Here is a 19167-nt window from a genome sequence, read left to right as displayed (position 1 = left end):
TCTGTAAAGCTGCGAATTCTTTTAAAGAGTTCGAAAAAACTTATACTTGTTTTAATGGCAAAGTTAATAAGGGCGCACGGTGGATGCCTTGGCATTAAGAGCGAAGAAGGACGTGACTAACGACGAGATTCTAGGGGGAGCAGTAAGTACGCATTGATCCCTAGGTCTCCGAATGGGGAAACCCACTATGTTATGCATAGTATCCGTAAGTGAATACATAGCTTACGCGAAGGTAACGCAGAGAACTGAAACATCTAAGTACCTGCAGGAAGAGAAAGTAAAAAACGATTTCCTAAGTAGCGGCGAGCGAACGGGAAACAGGCCAAACCAAGAAGCTTGCTTCTTGGGGTTGTAGGACTGCAACGTGGACTTAAAGTCTATAGAAGAATTACCTGGGAAGGTAAGCCAAAGAGAGTAATAGCCTCGTATTTGAAATAGACTTTATACCTAGCAGTATCCTGAGTAGGGCTGGACACGCGAAATCCAGTTTGAATCCGGGAGGACCATCTCCCAAGCCTAAATACTCCTTAATGACCGATAGTGAACCAGTACCGTGAGGGAAAGGTGAAAAGAACCCGGGAGGGGAGTGAAATAGCACCTGAAACCGTGTGCCTACAAGAAGTTCGAGCCCGTCAATGGGTGAGAGCGTGCCTTTTGTAGAATGAACCGGCGAGTTACGTTATGATGGCGAGGTTAAGCTGAAGAGGCGGAGCCGTAGCGAAAGCGAGTCTGAATAGGGCGCTTTAGTATCATGATGTAGACCCGAAACCTAGTGACCTATCCATGAGCAGGTTGAAGGTGCGGTAAGACGCACTGGAGGACCGAACCAGGACACGTTGAAAAGTGTTTGGATGACTTGTGGATAGCGGAGAAATTCCAAACGAACTGGGAGATAGCTGGTTCTCTCCGAAATAGCTTTAGGGCTAGCGTCGCAATTTAAGTGTATTGGAGGTAGAGCACTGTTTGGATGAGGGGCCCATCTCGGGTTACCAATTTCAGATAAACTCCGAATGCTAATACACATGTGCGGCAGTCAGACTGCGAGTGCTAAGATCCGTAGTCGAAAGGGAAACAGCCCAGACCACCAGCTAAGGTCCCAAAATATATGTTAAGTGGAAAAGGATGTGGGGTTGCACAGACAACTAGGATGTTTAGCTCAGAAGCAGCTATCATTCAAAGAGTGCGTAATAGCTCACTAGTCGAGTGACCTGCGCCGAAAATGTACCGGGGCTAAACATATTACCGAAGCTGTGGATTTAATATTAATTAAATGGTAGGAGAGCGTTGTAATCAGCGATGAAGGTATACCGTGAGGGGTGCTGGAGCGATTACAAGTGAGAATGCCGGTATGAGTAGCGCAAGATAAGTGAGAATCTTATCCACCGTAAGACTAAGGTTTCCAGGGGAAGGCTCGTCCGCCCTGGGTTAGTCGGGACCTAAGGCGAGGCCGAAAGGCGTAGTCGATGGACAACAGGTTGATATTCCTGTACTAGTATTGTTAGTGATGGAGGGACGCAGTAGGCTAAAGGGAGCCAGTTAATGGATTCTGGTCTAAGCAGTGAGGTGTGGAATGTGTCAAATGCATTTTCCTTTAACATTGAGCTGTGATGGGGAAGCAACTACGGTTGCGAAGCCCTTGATGTCACACTGCCAAGAAAATCTTCTAGCGTTTAATTCAATACTACCCGTACCGCAAACCGACACAGGTAGTCGAGGCGAGTAGCCTCAGGTGATCGAGAGAACTCTCGTTAAGGAACTCGGCAAAATGACCCCGTAACTTCGGGAGAAGGGGTGCTGTAGAAATACAGCCGCAGTGAAAAGATCCAAGCAACTGTTTATCAAAAACACAGCTCTCTGCTAAACCGCAAGGTGATGTATAGGGGGTGACGCCTGCCCGGTGCTGGAAGGTTAAGAGGAGGGGTTAGACATTAGTCGAAGCTCTGAATTGAAGCCCCAGTAAACGGCGGCCGTAACTATAACGGTCCTAAGGTAGCGAAATTCCTTGTCGGGTAAGTTCCGACCCGCACGAAAGGCGTAATGATTTGGATACTGTCTCAACGAGAGACTCGGTGAAATTTTAGTACCTGTGAAGATGCAGGTTACCCGCGACAGGACGGAAAGACCCCATGGAGCTTTACTGCAGATTGATATTGAGTACCTGTGAAGCATGTACAGGATAGGTAGGAGACTTTGACCTTGGGACGCTAGTTTCAAGTGAGTCGCTGTTGGGATACTACCCTTGCTTCATGGTTGCTCTAACCCACACGCATAATCGGCGTGGGAGACAGTGTCTGTCGGGCAGTTTGACTGGGGCGGTCGCCTCCTAAAGAGTAACGGAGGCGCCCAAAGGTTCCCTCAACATGGTTGGAAATCATGTGTAGAGTGTAAAGGTATAAGGGAGCTTGACTGCGAGAGCTACAACTCGAGCAGGTAGGAAACTAGGGCTTAGTGATCCGGTGGTACCGCATGGAAGGGCCATCGCTCAACGGATAAAAGCTACCCTGGGGATAACAGGCTTATCTCCCCCAAGAGTTCACATCGACGGGGAGGTTTGGCACCTCGATGTCGGCTCGTCGCATCCTGGGGCTGTAGTCGGTCCCAAGGGTTGGGCTGTTCGCCCATTAAAGCGGCACGCGAGCTGGGTTCAGAACGTCGTGAGACAGTTCGGTCCCTATCCGTCGCGGGCGTAGGAAATTTGAGAGGATCTGCCCTTAGTACGAGAGGACCGGGGTGGACTTACCGCTGGTGTACCAGTTGTTCCGCCAGGAGCACCGCTGGGTAGCTATGTAGGGAAGGGATAAGCGCTGAAAGCATCTAAGTGCGAAGCCCACCTCAAGATGAGATTTCCCATTCTTTATGAATTAAGAGCCCTGAGAGATGATCAGGTTGATAGGCTGGAAGTGGAAGTCCTGCGAGGGATGGAGCGGACCAGTACTAATAGCTCGAGGACTTTACCAAGTAATAGAACATATGAGTTTAGCTTTACTTATTTATCAAGAGATTGTTATTTAGTTTTGAGTGTTCAATACATTCAGACCATGATTTGGTATTCATTGCATAGGAGATACACCTGTTCCCATGTCGAACACAGAAGTTAAGTCCTATTACGCCGGAAGTAGTTGGGGGTTGCCCCCTGTGAGATATGGTAAATGCCAAGTGAAGTAAAGAAGCTAAGGCTTCTTTTTTTTTATAAATTTAAGGTATAATAGGAGTTATGGAAAACAAGAAAAATAAATTACTGCTTATTGATGGATCTTCATTAGCATTTCGGGCTTTTTTTGCCCTCTATAATCAGGTAGATCGTTTTGTGGCTCCAAGTGGCTTACATACCAATGCGATCTATGGTTTTCATCTTATGCTTAATAATTTGGTCGAAAGATTAGAACCTAATCATGTTCTGATTGCATTTGATGCAGGAAAAACAACCTTTAGAACGGAAATGTTCGCTGCTTACAAAGATGGGCGGGCACGTACACCGGATGAATTCCGTGAACAGCTGCCCTTTATTAAGGAGCTGATTGAAAAGTTAGGCTATAATCATTATGAGCTTAAAAACTATGAAGCAGATGACATTATTGGTACTTTAGACAAAATGGCTGAACTCCCTGAAGCTGGTGATTATGATGTCACAATCGTAACTGGGGATAAGGATTTGATTCAGTTAGTGGACTCCAATACGACAGTGGAAATTTCGAAGAAGGGCGTCGCTGAGTTTGAAAGCTTCACACCTGCTTATTTAATGGAAAAAACGGGCTTAACCCCACAACAGTTTATTGATCTTAAAGGTTTGATGGGGGATAGTTCGGATAATTATCCAGGTGTAACAAAAGTCGGTGAAAAGACGGCCTTGAAGTTGCTTCAAGAGTGGGGTTCTATCGATAATCTCTATGAGAATATTGATTCACTTAAGAAAAGTAAGATGAAGGAAAATCTTATTGCTGACCGTGAAATGGCCTTTTTATCTCGTACTCTTGCAACGATTGATACGAAATCTCCAATTGAAATTGATCTTGCTGATACTTTGATTAAACCTGTGGATGCAGCAGAGTTGATCAAGTTTTATGATGAGATGGGATTTGCGCAATTCAAAGCCAAACTCGAAACGGCTGAGGCTGATGAGGTTACACTTAGCTTTGAAGTTGTGGAAGAAGCAGCAGATATTTTAGTGGACAAAGACGATTTCTTTTATATCGAAATTTTAAATGAAAATTACCACAAAGAAGAAATCATTGGCTTTGCTTGGGGAAATGAAGAAAAAGTTTTTGTCTCGAAGAATACAGAACTCTTAAAGCATTTTGTCTTTCCAGAAAATACATACGATTTTAAGAAAAATAAAGTTTTGCTTCATCGCTTAGGAATTGAACTACCGACAGCCAAGTACGACAGTATGTTAGCTAAATATCTTATTTCTACAACGGAAGATAATAAGGTTGAAACGATTGGTCGATTATTTGCGAACAAGTATATATCTACAGATGAAGAAGTTTACGGCAAAGGAGCAAAACGTCGTATCCCTGAAGATGAAATTTTATTCAAACATTTAGCAGGAAAAATCCATGTCTTGGCCACAACGAAAGCAGTAATGATCCAAAATCTCGAGGAAAATGAACAATATCATCTTCTGACGGAAATGGAATTACCCCTGGCCAACGTGTTAGCTAAAATGGAAATAGCAGGAATAGCTGCTGAAGTAAGCACCTTAGAAGAAATTGGTGCGGCAAATCAAAAGCTGATTGCTGATTTAACTGAACAAATTTATGCACTTGCAGGTGAAGAATTTAATATCAACTCACCTAAACAACTTGGAGTCATTCTTTTTGAAAAATTACAGTTGCCGCATGGGAAAAAAACAAAGACAGGCTATTCAACAGCAGCAGATATTTTAGAAAACTTGGCTCAAGATTATGAATTAGTGGCCAAAATACTTGAATATCGTCAAATCTCAAAAATACAATCCACTTATGTGCAAGGTTTGATTCCGCAAATAGCCGAAGATGGACGTATCCATACACGATATGTGCAGGATTTAACCCAAACAGGGCGTCTCTCCTCGATTGATCCAAATCTGCAGAATATTCCAGTACGCTTAGAAGCCGGACGCTTGATTCGCAAAGCTTTTGTAGCTGCTGAAAATAACATTCTGTTAAGTTCCGACTATTCACAAATTGAACTTCGGGTTTTGGCACATATGTCTAAAGACGAACATCTTATTGATGCCTTTAATCATGGCGCTGACATTCATAGCAGTACAGCAATGCGTGTGTTCAACATAGACAAGCCCGAAAATGTTACGCCTAATGATCGTCGCAATGCGAAAGCTGTCAATTTTGGTATCTCCTATGGAGAAACAGAATACGGACTCGCTAAACGCTTGAGTATTTCCAATAAGGAAGCAGCAGAGATGATCCAAGCATACTTTGAACGTTATCCAGGAGTGGCAAATTATATAGCAGAAACAAAACGTGAAGCCAAGGATAAAGGTTACGTAAGCACGATGTTTAACCGCCGTCGTAAACTGCCAGAAATCAATAATCGCAACTTCATGGTGCGTCAGGGTGCAGAACGTCAAGCTATTAATGCCCCAATTCAAGGGTCAGCCGGCGATATCTTGAAAATTGCCATGATTAACCTTGATGCAGCATTGTCAGAAGGCAAGTTTAAAGCCAAATTGTTGCTGCAAGTTCACGATGAGATTATTCTTGAAGTACCTAAGGAAGAACTTACGGCGGTTCAAAACTTGGTGAAACAAACCATGGAATCTGCGGTCGAGTTAAACGTTCCTTTAATTGCAGATGAAAATACGGGCGACAGCTGGTATGAAGCAAAATAAGCTTTTTGAATTATAGAATATAAAAAACACTCCCTATTGATTAGAGAGTGTTTTTTATTTAGCGGTAGTTTTGACTGCTCACCGTACGAATTAACCAGATGAAGAAAGCAATAATCGCTAGTGTGAAAAGGAAATGGGTATTGAAGAAGAGAAAGAGACCGCCCAGAAAAATTTTTGCAAGGAAGATAAAAATAAGCAATGGCAAGATGAATTTAACAAAGCCCTTGAGAAATAGATAAGTACATAGAATAAAGAAGAATAAGAATAGCATAGTCAGTAACCCTTTCGATTTGTTTATATCTTTATTATAACATTCTAAAATTTAGAAATAATCAGTCTTTCGAATGAATTTTAAATGGCCTCCTTTGCTGTTCGTAAAACTTATGTCGGCGAACACGGGAGTAAAATGTGAAGCTTCAGGAAATTAAAATAGGCAGAAAAGTGATATAATAATATGTAACTAAAATTAGGCTATAATCAAAAAATGCTAGGATAAGCTCTCGGAAACGGGAGTTTTCCTGCTTTTTATTTGATTGATAGCGGATACAAGAAAAGGAGAAAAATGAAAAAAGAAAAGTTATGGACACCAAGTTTTATTATTAATATGCTACTCAATTTTATATATTATTTAGTATTTTATATTCCAACGATTGTTATTGGTACATACGCGATGGCAAAGTATAATGCTTCAGCGGGTACAGCCGGAATTTTGACAGGACTTTTTATTGTTGGTAGTTTATTTGCACGTCTTTGGGCGGGGAACAACATTTCTAAATGGGGCGTTAAGAAAATGCTCCTTATGGGGACAAGTATTTATTTGCTCTTTGGCTTGGCATACTATCTTGTACCAAGCGTTGAGAGCTTGCTTGTTCTTCGTTTCCTGCATGGGATTGGTTTTGGTATAGCAACAACAGCTTCAGGGACTTTAGCAGGAGCAACGGTTCCTTCTTCTCGCCGAGGTGAAGGTATCGGTTATTATGCTTTATCGGTAACGATGTCTTCAGCTATTGGCCCTTTCCTCTCCATGTTTCTTTATGGTAAATATGGTTTTACACTCTTAATTCACCTTTCAAATGTGCTCTTGCTGCTTGCACTTATTGGTATCTTCTTTATTAAAGTGCCTCATACAACTGTAGCGCGTACAGAAAGCGTTAAGAAGAAATTCTCTTGGTCAAATTATTTTGAAAAGAAAGCTGTTTCTATTTCTGTAATAGGTATGTTGATCGGTATTGCTTATTCAAGTATTTTGGCCTTTATGAATACCTATTCCTCAGAAATTGGGCTTGCAACCGCTGGCTCTCTGTTTTTCCTTATTTATGCCTTAGCCATATTGGTTTCACGGCCTGTAACCGGTCGTATCTTTGATATCAAAGGTGATAATTATGTGATGTACCCTGTCTTTATCTTTTTTGCAATTGGCTTGCTACTGATCGGCTTGGCACAGTCTTCAATCCTTCTACTACTGGCTGCTATTTTTATTGGGCTGGGTTATGGTTCATTTTCACCTTTTGGTCAAGCTATTGCAATACGTAGCTCAGGCGTTGATCGTTTAGGTGTAGCCACATCGACATTTTTTGGCTTTTTAGATATGGGTGTAGGCTTTGGTCCCTTCATCATGGGACTTCTCGTTCCGTTTTTAGGTTATCGTAATTTGTATTATGCATCAGCAATATTTATCGTTTTAATCATTGTTATCTACTATTTCACTCATGGGAAAAAAGTAAAAAAAGAAGCTCAGTAGGAGCTTCTTTTTAATATGCAGTTTGATTCATGTGTCTCTTCGTATCGATTAAGTTTTGGTAATAAGCGATAGTAGACATTTCGATATATGGGGTTGTCCAGAATTTAGCAAGACCTAAAGTAATACCTGAGAGGATATACCATAAGATGAAGCTCAACAAGAAGAGGAAATATTCCCCACGTGATCCACGCATTACTTGAGCAGATGCATTAAGCACGCCCCAAATACCAGTATAAGTCCCAGATTCTAATTGGTCAAAAAGAATGTAATCTTTTTGAGACCAACCTAAGCCAAGATATATAGCAAAAGGAATACCAATAATCGTCACCGTTAAAAGAGCAATGAGAAGTGCAGTCACTAAGTGAAGAACAAAAATTTTCGTCCAACTGCCGTCTTTAAAAGGAGTAAAAACATTTTTAAAGCGTGGGTTTTCTCTTTCTCCACGGTATATTTTAATGTAATTGAAACGTGCACCAACGGTGATGACATCTATAATGACCGAGATCATAAGACCAATCAACCCGCCGATAAGTATTCCTAGGAGTATAGAAAGTAATAGTCCTGTGGTCATAGTATTGGCATCAAAATTATTGACCGTATCCATATTGGAATTATAATTGGATTGGTAAGTCATGTTTGTTGAGATAATTCCCCAGAAAATTGGAATCAAGAACAAACGTAATTTAGCGCCAAAGTTTTCTCTCAGAGCGTCCTTGGCTCTTTCTTTTAAATCTTTAAACTTCATAGTATCCTCCATTTCTTAGAATACCATAAAAGACGGGGCTTCACAACCAAAAACTTTTAGAGAAAGGGAGGCATAGATCGGCTGGGCAAAATCCAAGAAATTTGGTATACTTGTAGAAGTTTAAAGGAGTTTACATGACTGAACATGCAATAAAATACAGACTGATTAAAAAAGAAAAACATACAGGCGCGCGTCTCGGTGAAATTATAACGCCACATGGGACTTTTCCAACACCTATGTTCATGCCTGTAGGGACACAAGCCACGGTTAAGACACAATCTCCAGAAGAACTCAAAGAGATGGGTTCTGGGATTATTCTTGCCAATACCTATCACTTGTGGCTTCGTCCAGGAGACGAGCTTGTTGCTCAAGCAGGCGGATTGCACAAATTTATGAACTGGGATCAGCCTATTTTAACAGATAGTGGCGGCTTCCAAGTCTATTCTTTAGTACAAAACAAGAAGAATATCAGTGAAGAAGGGGTTAAGTTTAAAAGTCATCTTGACGGTCGCGAACTTTTCCTCAATCCAGAAAAAGCAATTTCAATCCAAAATAATTTAGGCTCTGATATCATGATGAGCTTTGATGAGTGTCCCCCTTTCTACCAACCTTATGATTACGTCAAAGCTTCTGTGGAACGTACGTCTCGTTGGGCAGAGCGTGGCTTAAAAGCGCATCAACGTCCACATGATCAAGGACTTTTTGGTATTGTACAAGGTGCTGGCTTTGAAGATTTACGCCGCCAATCTGCGCGTGATCTCGTCAGCATGGATTTCCCTGGCTATTCTATTGGGGGGCTTGCTGTAGGTGAGTCACACGCTGAGATGAATGCCGTCCTTGACTTTACAACACCACTTTTACCAGAAGATAAGCCACGCTATTTGATGGGGGTTGGTGCACCTGACAGTTTGATTGACGGTGTTATTCGTGGTGTAGACATGTTTGACTGTGTACTCCCTACACGTATTGCGCGTAATGGTACAGCAATGACAAGTTTCGGCCGTGTGAATATTAAAAATGCCAAATATGAGCTTGATTTCACATCCCTTGATCCAGAATGTGATTGCTATTGCTGCTCAAACTACACCCGTGCTTATTTGCGCCATTTATTCAAGGCAGATGAAACGTTTGGACTGCGCCTTTTAAGCTACCATAATTTGCATTTCTTGATTAACTTGATGACAAATGTTCGTCAAGCTATCATGGATGATAATCTTCTAGAATTTAGAGAAGATTTTTGTGAAAAATATGGCTACAATAAGCCAAATGCTAAGAACTTTTAAAAATAAAAAACAGAGAAAATTTACGTTTTCTCTGTTTTTGTTTAAATCCCTCATAAAAATATAATCCAACATCTAAAAATGGTAAAATAAGGAAAAGATTGTCACCGTGATGAAGAGGAGGTTTCTCAGAATGTTAAATATTTTGCAGTATGATCCGTACCTAGAACCCTATAAGGCGGACTTGTCCTACCGCTTATTTGAATTTTCCAGAACGAAGAAGAGATTACTTGGAATGGAGGGGAAGCTTACAGATTTTGCCAATGGTCATAAATATTTTGGCTTTCAACAAGAAAAAGAGTATTGGACTTTCCGTGAATGGGCCCCTCATGCTGAAAAAGCTTTTTTAGTAGGGGACTTTAATGATTGGACAGACAAACATGAACTGAAGGCAGCTTAGGGTGGCACATGGGAAATAGCTGTACCAGGAGCTTTACCACTTGGCTCCAAGGTTAAGGTTAAACTAATTATCAACGGAGCTGAAGTTTATAGAGTGCCGTCTTATGCGCTCTATGCTGTTCAAAATGAATACCTCGAACTGGACGGTGTGATTGTTGCCCCAGACTATCAATTTCAGCATTCGTCCCCTCTCTTAGAAGAGGAAGCACCACTTATTTATGAAGCTCATATTGGAATTTCTAGCGAAGAGCATAAAATAAATACCTATCAAGAATTTACGCAAGATATTTTGCCGCGAATCAAGGCGGCGGGATACAATACGATACAGCTTATGGCCATTATGGAGCATCCCTTATATGCAAGTTTTGGTTATCAAGTTTCGAACTTTTTTGCAATATCAAGCCGTTTCGGAAAACCTGAGGATTTGATGGCTTTAATTGATACAGCACATGGGATGGGACTTCGTGTTTTGTTGGATGTGGTCCATTCACATGCTGTAAAAAATGTCGGAGATGGTCTGAATCTTTTTGATGGAAGTAGTGATCAGTACTTCCATCAAGGTGCGCGTGGTGAGCATGCAGCTTGGAATACAAAATTGTTTAACTATGGGAAAGATGAAGTTATTCATTTTCTTTTATCTAACCTCAAGTTTTGGTTAGAGACTTATCATTTTGATGGTTTCCGCTTTGATGGAGTTACGAGTATGTTGTATCATCATCATGGGTTAGGTACAAGTTTTGATAGTTATAAGAAGTATTTTTCAACAGATACAGACATCGAAGCAGTTGTTTATCTTATGTTGGCGACTGAACTTGTCCATCAAGTGAACCCACAGGCAACATTAATTGCCGAAGACATGTCGGCTATGCCAGGAATGGCGCTTCCTATCTCTGAGGGAGGGATTGGGTTTGACTATCGTCTTTCGATGGGGGTGCCGGATTATTGGATTAAGCAATTTAAAGAAAAATCTGATGAAGAGCTTGATTTAATGCAACTTTGGTGGGAATTAACCACGCGCCGTCCCGGGGAAAAGAATATTGGGTATGTGGAAAGTCATGATCAGGCTTTGGTCGGCGATAAGACGCTCATGATGTGGCTGGCAAATGAAGCAATCTATGATGCGATGGATATCCATAGTGCATCAATGGTGGTTGACCGAGCCGTTGCCTTGCATAAAATAGTACGCTTGATTACATTTAGTTTAGCTGGAGAAGGCTACCTTAACTTTATGGGAAATGAATTTGGTCATCCAGAATGGTTAGAGTTCCCTAGAGAAGGCAACCAAGACAGTTTTCAACATGCTCGTCGTCAATGGTCTCTCGCAGAAAAGGAGAACTTGCGGTACCACTACCTGCTCAAGTTCGATCATGATATGATTGCTTTAGAAAAAAACTATCACTTTTTGAAACAAAGTGATAGCTTGCAACAATACTGGATAAAAAATGAGGACAAGCTTTTAGCTTATCGTAAGGGAAGCTTGCTGTTCGTTTTTAATTTCCATCCCACCATGGAGAAGAAACTAAAGCTTGATGTAGATAATCCGCCGACATTTCTCCTCGATACAGATGATCAAAAATATGGAGGATTTGGTCCTCGATCAAGTTTTTCTCATCAAAAAGAAACGGGGAAACTTGAACTTTCATTAGCTGCCCGCACAGCAATGGTTTTTCAATTGTAAAAGTTAGAGCGAGCGTTGCCTCGCTTTTTTGCATCCTTTCTTTTCATCAGGAATTTTAGAAATGAAAATTGTATAATAGAAGAATGACTAAAATCGAATTAAAAGCTGGTGAACGCATAGATCAAATCGCGGCATCAAATGTCCAGATTATTCAAAGTCGAGAGGTTTTTTCCTTTTCGATTGATGCTATTCTCCTCGCAAGATTTCCGCGCCTTCCTAAAAAAGGAAAAATTGTGGATATGTGTGCGGGAAATGGAGCGGTAGGCCTTTTTGCTAGCTCCATGACCCAAGCACATATTACAGAAATTGAACTGCAAGAGCGTCTAGCAGAAATGGCACAGCGCTCTATTAAACTAAATGGCTTAGAAGAACAAATGACTGTTATCAATGATAACTTGAACAAGTCTTTAGATTATATCAATACCTCAACAGTTGATTTAATTTTTTGTAATCCACCATATTTTAAGTTGGATGAGGCGAGCCATATTAATGATAATCACCATTACACACTTGCACGCCATGAGTTAGCGACGAATCTTGATGAAATTTTTGAAACCAGTAAGCGTCTTTTAAAAACAAATGGTCATTTGGCTCTGGTCCATCGCCCTGATCGTTTTTTTGAGATTGTAGATAAAATGAGAGCTCATAATCTGATTCCCAAACGCATTCAGTTTGTTTATCCCAAAGCCAATCAAGCAGCAAATATACTACTGATTGATGCGATTAAAGATGGGAAAGCTGGGGGGGAAGTTTTTCTTCCACCTTTGATTGTTCATGGAGAGGATGGCGCTTATACAGAAGAAGTTCACAAAATCTATTATGGTGAAGCATAAACGTCTTAAGAGAGATTATACCAGAGGTTATCTGGTATTTTTTTATAAGAAAAAATGTAAAGTTTTACAAAAAGTCGAATTTTGTGAGAAAATATTTTCAAAAAGTCTTTTCTTATGTTATAGTAGGTATCTATTAAATTTGGGGAGAATTTTATTTAATGAATAAACGAATTTTAACACTTGGCGCACTTGCACTTGCCTCAGTAACTGTTCTAGCTGGTTGTCGAGGACGTAATACTGAATCAGCGGGTGCTGCAACAGACTTAAAGGTAGCACTTGTTCCAAGTACAGGTGGGGTAGATGACCGTTCCTTTAATCAATCTGCCTGGGAGGGCCTACAAGAGTGGGGCAAAGAAAATGGTTTGTCACAATCAAAAGGCATCAACTACTTTAACGCAAGTGCTGTTTCTGAATATACAACCAACTTTAATTCCGCTGTTTCAGCAGGCTATGGTTTGATATTCGGTGTAGGATTCGACCTCCAAGAAGCAACCTCACAGGCAGCCAAAAATAATCCTGATACAAAATTTACAATTATTGATTCAGTGATAAAAGGAGAAGACAATGTTGCCTCAGCAACTTTCGCAGATCAAGAAGCAGCTTATCTGGCGGGGGTAGCTGCAGCAAAAACCACTAAAACAGATAAAGTCGGTTTTGTTGGCGGGATGCAATCCGATATTATCACTGCATTTGAAAAAGGTTTTACAGCTGGGGTAAAATCAGTGAACACTGATATAAAAATTGAAGTGCAATATGCGGGTACCTTTACTGATGCAGCCAAAGGTAAAACCATCGCTGCAGCAATGTATGGTTCAGGTAACGATGTTATTTATCAAGCAGCAGGCGGTTCTGGTGCCGGTGTCTTTTCTGAAGCTAAAGCTCTTAATGCCACAAAAAATGAAGCAGATAAGGTGTGGGTCATTGGAGTAGACCAAGATCAAGAGTATCTTGGAAATTATAAATCTAAAGACGGAAAAGATTCTAACTTTGTCTTGGCTTCATCTGTTAAAGAAGTTGGCGTTGCTGTAAAAGATATTGCAAACAAAACCAAGGAGGATAAATTCCCTGGCGGGCAAGTTCTTAACTACAACCTAAAAAATGGTGGGGTAAGTCTTGCCAAAGATAACTTATCCGATAAAACTTGGAAAGAAGTTGAAGCAGCAAAACAAAATATTATTGATGGTAAAGTTACAGTGCCGGAAAAATAAAAAAAACCATCTAGGATGGTTTTTTTTTAATAAATCATATCGTAAAGTTCAATTGCTACAAGGTCGATATCATCAAAGATAGCAACATCTTTTTGTTTTGGATATTTGATAGAAAAGGCAGTTTCTTCTGGCACGAAGCTTACAGTTGCAATAACTTCACCTTCGCGTTCAAAGTTGTAAGTTTCTTTTGGATCAGCCGTTTCAATCAAACGATTCAAACGATCCATGATTGCCATCAAATGTGATTTCATTATTTCCTCCAATGCTTATTTTAAGGGACTTTTTAATTGTCCCACAAGCCTTATTTCATATTTTCTTTATCTATTTTAACATAATTCTGTAGATTTTTAGCGAGTTTAGTTGCTTTTTTTGTTAAATATTGTGCCCTAATTTTTTCTCTACGAATAGAACGTTTCATTTGTCTTGACCATTTTTGAGTAACGACATCAAATTCTTCTAAAAAATGCTCAGAATTTTTACGTGCTTGATACTCAACGATAGTGTCTTGATAGAAGTTATATACTTGTTGTGCAAAGTTTTCGGCAGAAATTTCGTACAATTTTTTAGCAAATTTTTCTTGATCAATTGTTTGGCTTTCCCGTACCGCTGCGATGACCGTATCGACGATTTCTTCATCAGAAGCAAAGAGACGGCCAAACTCCTTATCATCAATAAGCTGTGTGAGATATGGGTTTACGGTTGCTAGAACACGTGTACCGGCAGCCAGTGCTTCAAGATAAGTTAAACCTTGTGTTTCAGAAGTAGAGGCTGAAATGAAAAAGTCTGCGGCTTTATAGTAGTAAGCCGTCTTTGTATTTTCTACAGCTCCTGTAAAGACAACGTATTCTTCCATCCCTAACTCAGTCACTTGCTCTTGAAGATTCTTCATATATGGACCATCTCCGACAATGATCAATTTTACAGCAATTTGTTCAACCAATTGTGGCAAGGCTGCCACAACTGCTTGGATATTTTTTTCTGCCGCAATCCGGGAGAGACTAAGAAGCATTGTTTCATCATCTTTAAGGCCTAAGCTATGACGTAGGTCTTGAATCTCTTCGTGTGTAATTTCATCACGTTTGAAACGAGACAAATCAATCCCTGTGGGAATAATTCGTTTAGGCAAGTCGATGCCATAGCCATTCACAGTATCTAAGACCATTTGGCTTGGGCAAATAATAGCCTCGCTACCACGAAGGAAGTTTTTGATGATATACTTCACCATACTTGGGCGTATCAGATGTCCCTTAGCAATATAATGGACGTAATCCTCATATTTTGTATGTAAAGTATGGATGACAGGAATCTGAAGCTGTTGCGCGACCATTTTTCCTAAGAGTCCCATCCCAAACTCTGTTTGTGTGTGGATAATATCAAGCTGGTAAGTTTGTGCAATCTGATAAGCAGCAAAAACTCCCTTGATTACAATCTTACGTTCAGCAAGTGACACGAATGGCACACTTTGGAAACGTATGATATTTTCAGGTTCATGATCGACATCAGCGTGGGGATCTGTTGTAGTAAAGATAAAAACCTGATGCCCGAGTTTTTCTAACTCAATAGTCAAGCTTTGAATACTTGTAGCCACACCACTAATTTGTGGGAAGTAGCTGTCTGTAAAAATTCCGATTCTCATAGTCTTTCTCTTTTATAACTCCAAGGTTTGGCGATAAGCAGCAGCGAGTTCAGCGGCGACATGCTCAATGGCGCGTGTTTGTGCAACTTGATAGCCATTTTCTGTTTTATCAATTGTGCCGTTCAGTACTTTTTCGAGCTCCGCTACAAAACCGTCAACATCTGTGGCTAAACTAGCTGACGTGGTATCGAGCCATCCTTTATAAACTGGGATGTCACGTACCACAACATCCTGATGACTGGCCAATGCTTCTAAAACCACAATACCTTCGGTTTCTTCACGTGAAGGGAAGAAGAAGGCGTCAGCAGCAGTCATTGCTCCCTCATAAATGTCGCCTTTGATATAACCAGGAAAGCATACATTATCAGGATGGTTCTTTTTAACGAGTCGACGTATCCAACCAGGAATGGTCCAGAGGTTTTGATAACCAAACCAGATGAACTGGACATTTGGCATTTTTTCGGCAACTTTAACGAAATCGTCAATACCCTTCCGTTTGAAATAAAGTCCGGCACAAATGACCACTTTTTGTTCGTCTTTAATCTTAAAATATTGGCGGAAAGCTTCTTCTTTTTCAGGCTTTGCTTGATATTTGTTCAAATCAATCCCATTGGAGATAGGCAGGATAGGGCAAGTCAAGCCATAGCCACGTAAAAGCCCAGCTGAATAGTCTGTAGGCGTGATCACCAAATCAGCTTGACGATAAAAGCGCATCAAGTAGCGTTTAAACAGAGGTGAAATTAAGTTAGAACCGAGAAATGAATCTCGGAAGTCTTCTTCTGTAGAATGGCCATGGAAGATGACTTTTTTCCCAGCTTTTTTAGCTTTTTTGAGCATCCGCCAACTTTGGGGGCCATAAGTATTGAGATGGAGAATGTCATAGTCCTCATTGGGGTTCTGGGTCCACTCTACTTGCATTAGATCCAATGCTCTTTGTTGATGTTTCATCGCACGACCAATTCCTGAGCGGCTCAAAATTTGTTCGGCTTCTAAATAAAGTAATATTTTCATGCTTGTCACTATTTTACCATAATTCTATTAACAAAAAATAAATATTTATTATAATTCCTTATCAAAAAAATCCCCTGCTTCAAGGGGAGGTAATTTTTTAATTTTGTTTGTCAAAGTTGATGTCACTACTTGTCTTATCCAACTTGATATTTGCAGTAGCTTGTTTTCCGTCACGATAATAAGTTACCTTAATCGTATCACCAATCGATGACTTATAAAGTGTACTTTGAAGGTTCATACTTGAAGTGATTTCGTCATCATTGATTTTGACAATAACGTCACCTTGCTTGAGTCCAGCTTTGGCAGCAGGCATTCCTGATTGAACTTCAGCGATAGCAACACCATTTGTCACATTTTCAGGAAGATTAAGTGAAGCCAACATATTTTGTGAAAGACTTGACAAGTTGACCATTTGTACACCGAGAGCAGGTCGAATAACTTTGCCATCTTTTTCCAACTTATTGATAATATTGACCACATCATTGGCTGGTATCGCAAAGCCCATTCCTTCTACAGAAACACCACTGCCGCTTGTTCCGCTTGGTGTTGAGGTAATTTTACTTGAAGTAATACCGATGACTTGTCCCTGAATATTTATGAGTGCACCACCAGAGTTACCTGGGTTAATTGCTGCATCGGTTTGAATTGCGTTCACATTAATTGTTTGGCCTTGGCTGTTTTGCAGCGTAACATTACGATTAAGACTTGAAACAATCCCTTCCGTTGCTGAGTTGGCATACTCACTTCCAAGAGGAGAACCAACCGCGATAGCGGGCTCACCAACAGTAAGTTTGTCAGAGTTACCGAATGTTGCTGTTTCTTTGACATACTTAGCATCAATTTTGAGGACAGCTAAATCAGAATAAGCATCAGAACCAACAACTTCAGCAGTAACTTTTTGGCCGCCAGCCATGAGAACTTCTAAGGAAGAAGCACCTTCAATCACGTGATAGTTGGTGACGATGTATGCTGTATTGCCATCCTTTTTATAAATAACACCAGAACCTTCACCAGCCAGCTGTGGCGTGTTACTGTCATTGCTGCTTGTATCGCCTCCACCTAAAATCTTCTCAAAATCGTTGCTTGAGGACGATTTTTGGTAATTAAGAACGGAAACAACAGTGTTCGAAATTTTCTTGATTGCTTTGGTGGTATCTGTATTGACTTGGACGTTAACCGTACTTACAGAATTGTCCGAAGTGTTATTAGATGATGGTGTGTTGGTCATGTTTTGGTAGATAGCACTACCTCCAAGAGCGATAGCACCTCCGGCTACGCCCGTAATAAGTAATGAGGCGATATTTTTCTTTGCCATAGTACAAGAATCTCCTTTTCCAGTAAGAAATATTTATACACAAGTATAATGTACATTCCTTAAATAATCTTTAATATAATACTTATAATTGCGGGATACTCACATTTATATAATACCTTAAAAGCCACTAAAATGGAAATAGAAAAAGAAGTTTTCCACACTTCTGTGTAAAAGTCAATAATAATTGTGAACAAGTGAATAAAATTCACAGATTTTCCACAAGAATGTGGATAAGTTGTGAAAAATGTTGATAAATCTAGCTTTCATTTTGCTTTCAACTGGGGAAAAAGATAAAATAGAAGAATGAAGATAAAATTAATTGTTGTAGGAAAGTTGAAAGAAAAGTACCTCAAGGATGGCATAGCCGAATACCAAAAGCGTATGCGCACGATGAACCCTGTGGAAATTATTGAGTTGCCGGATGAAAAAATTCCCGACAATGCTTCAGACAAGGAAAAAGAAGCAGTGAAAAATCGAGAAGGTGAAAAAATACTGGCTCGAATCGATGATGGGGATAAATTGGCTATTCTTGCCATTCAAGGCAAGCTAATGACCAGTGAGAATCTGGCCGAATTCGTGAAGAACTGTGAAATTTATGGCACACGCCACTTGGTTTTAGTAATTGGGGGATCTTTGGGATTATCCGATGCTGTTTATAAACGCAGTGATGTACAAATCTCTTTTGGACGATTTACTTTACCCCATCAATTAATGCGTCTTGTGCTTATTGAGCAAATTTATCGTGCACAAATGATAAATAGAGGGAGTGCCTATCATAAATGAAAATTGTAGAAGACTTTCGTGCCCATACGGATACAGAAAAGGCAAAGAAGCAAGAAGCGTATTTGCGCGACCAATTTAAATTTTTAGGGCTTCCGACACCGGTTCGTCGCGAACTCTCAAAAAGTTTTTTAAAGGAAAAAGCTCAAGAAAAGGTCATCGATTGGCAACTTGTTGATTTCTTATGGTCGGAAGAAGAAAGAGAATTTCAATATTTGGCGTGTGATTATCTCCGAAAAATGAAGAAGTATCTAGAAGCTACAGATTTGCCAAAAATTTATCAGCTGGCAACGACTAAATCTTGGTGGGAAACAGTGGATAGCTTGGATGAGTTGGTGGGATATCTCTTGCTTAGCGGGAAGATAAAGTCACCAGATATATTGAAATGGTCAGTAGATGAAAATTTTTGGATACGTCGCATCGCAATTGATTGTCAGCTCGGGTTTAAAGAAGCAACAGATACGGAACTCCTGTCCTCAGTAATTCGAAATAATCTGGGGTCAAAGGAATTTTTTATTAATAAGGCTATCGGGTGGGCTTTAAGAGATTATTCGAAGACCCATCCAAAATGGGTTGCCCACTTTCTTTCAGAAAATGAAGAAAAACTTGCAAATTTGTCTTTACGTGAAGCGTCCAAGTATTTATAGACAGCCCTTACAAAATGTGCTATAATAGTCCTATTGTCTGTGGATAATCAATGTTTTAAAGGAG

Annotated in this window: 12 protein-coding genes, 2 rRNA genes and 1 pseudogene; 10 read left to right on the top strand and 5 right to left on the bottom strand. The window is 40.2% G+C overall.

The features are described 5' to 3' along the window. Positions 1-56: 56 nt before the first annotated feature. The 4 genes from PYW30_RS09540 to PYW30_RS09525 all read left to right on the top strand — a co-directional run bounded on the left by PYW30_RS09540 (position 57) and on the right by PYW30_RS09525 (position 7571). Positions 57-2958: ribosomal RNA gene (locus tag PYW30_RS09540) — 23S ribosomal RNA — on the top strand. Positions 2959-3042: 84 nt separating this feature from the next. Then, positions 3043-3158: ribosomal RNA gene (gene rrf / locus PYW30_RS09535) — 5S ribosomal RNA — on the top strand. 56 nt (positions 3159-3214) lie between these two features. Then, complete coding sequence (gene polA / locus PYW30_RS09530) at positions 3215-5830, top strand: DNA polymerase I (RefSeq protein ID WP_042219643.1); 2616 nt, start codon at positions 3215-3217, stop codon at positions 5828-5830. 562 nt (positions 5831-6392) lie between these two features. Continuing rightward, positions 6393-7571, top strand: a complete 1179-nt coding sequence (locus PYW30_RS09525) for an MFS transporter (RefSeq protein WP_042219640.1) — start codon at positions 6393-6395, stop codon at positions 7569-7571. Positions 7572-7581: 10 nt separating this feature from the next. Here the strand turns inward: PYW30_RS09525 and PYW30_RS09520 are convergent, their stop codons facing one another. Beyond that, positions 7582-8316, bottom strand: a complete 735-nt coding sequence (locus tag PYW30_RS09520) for a DUF975 family protein (RefSeq protein WP_014025476.1) — start codon at positions 8314-8316, stop codon at positions 7582-7584. Positions 8317-8450: 134 nt separating this feature from the next. Between PYW30_RS09520 and tgt the strand changes: the two genes are divergently transcribed. From tgt to PYW30_RS09500, 4 genes and pseudogenes are all read left to right on the top strand, one after another. Further along, positions 8451-9599 carry a tRNA guanosine(34) transglycosylase Tgt gene (gene tgt, locus PYW30_RS09515; RefSeq protein WP_042219637.1) on the top strand — a complete coding sequence of 383 codons (1149 nt, stop codon included), beginning with the start codon at positions 8451-8453 and terminating at the stop codon, positions 9597-9599. A 106-nt stretch (positions 9600-9705) separates the two neighbouring features. After that, positions 9706-11673: pseudogene (locus PYW30_RS09510) on the top strand (alpha-amylase family glycosyl hydrolase). 83 nt (positions 11674-11756) lie between these two features. Next, positions 11757-12506, top strand: coding sequence for a tRNA1(Val) (adenine(37)-N6)-methyltransferase (locus PYW30_RS09505; protein ID WP_019298937.1), 750 nt, complete (start codon positions 11757-11759; stop codon positions 12504-12506). Between the two features lie 158 nt (positions 12507-12664). Then, positions 12665-13714: a BMP family lipoprotein gene (locus tag PYW30_RS09500; RefSeq protein ID WP_042219635.1), complete on the top strand. Its 1050-nt coding sequence runs from the start codon at positions 12665-12667 to the stop codon at positions 13712-13714. Between the two features lie 26 nt (positions 13715-13740). Here PYW30_RS09500 and PYW30_RS09495 read toward each other — a convergent pair whose 3' ends face one another. The 4 genes from PYW30_RS09495 to PYW30_RS09480 form a co-directional block, all read right to left on the bottom strand. Further along, positions 13741-13965, bottom strand: a complete 225-nt coding sequence (locus tag PYW30_RS09495) for a DUF1797 family protein (protein ID WP_003133519.1) — start codon at positions 13963-13965, stop codon at positions 13741-13743. Positions 13966-14015: 50 nt separating this feature from the next. Further along, positions 14016-15350, bottom strand: a complete 1335-nt coding sequence (locus PYW30_RS09490; RefSeq protein WP_042219632.1) for a glycosyltransferase family 4 protein — start codon at positions 15348-15350, stop codon at positions 14016-14018. Positions 15351-15362: 12 nt separating this feature from the next. After that, positions 15363-16361, bottom strand: coding sequence for an LTA glycolipid anchor biosynthesis glycosyltransferase, IagA/BgsA family (locus tag PYW30_RS09485; protein WP_042219630.1), 999 nt, complete (start codon positions 16359-16361; stop codon positions 15363-15365). Positions 16362-16458: 97 nt separating this feature from the next. Then, positions 16459-17676 (bottom strand): S1C family serine protease, encoded by a 1218-nt coding sequence (locus tag PYW30_RS09480; protein WP_042219629.1) that lies wholly within the window; start codon positions 17674-17676, stop codon positions 16459-16461. Positions 17677-17979: 303 nt separating this feature from the next. Here PYW30_RS09480 and rlmH point away from each other — a divergent pair, with 303 nt between their 5' ends. Both rlmH and PYW30_RS09470 read left to right on the top strand, forming a co-directional pair. After that, the gene (gene rlmH, locus PYW30_RS09475; RefSeq protein ID WP_003133515.1) at positions 17980-18459 is read left to right on the top strand and encodes a 23S rRNA (pseudouridine(1915)-N(3))-methyltransferase RlmH; all 480 of its coding nucleotides are present in this window, start codon (positions 17980-17982) and stop codon (positions 18457-18459) included. Then, on the top strand, positions 18456-19103 hold the full coding sequence (locus PYW30_RS09470; protein ID WP_042219626.1) for a DNA alkylation repair protein: 648 nt from the start codon (positions 18456-18458) through the stop codon (positions 19101-19103). The genes rlmH and PYW30_RS09470 overlap by 4 nt, the downstream gene beginning before the upstream one ends. The last annotated feature ends 64 nt before the right edge of the window (positions 19104-19167 follow it).

The sequence above is a fragment of the Lactococcus garvieae subsp. garvieae genome (genome assembly GCF_029024465.1).
GTDB classification, from domain to species: domain Bacteria; phylum Bacillota; class Bacilli; order Lactobacillales; family Streptococcaceae; genus Lactococcus; species Lactococcus garvieae.
The sequence above is the reverse complement of the archived record's forward strand: the minus strand, read 5'-3'. Positions and strand labels throughout refer to the sequence as shown.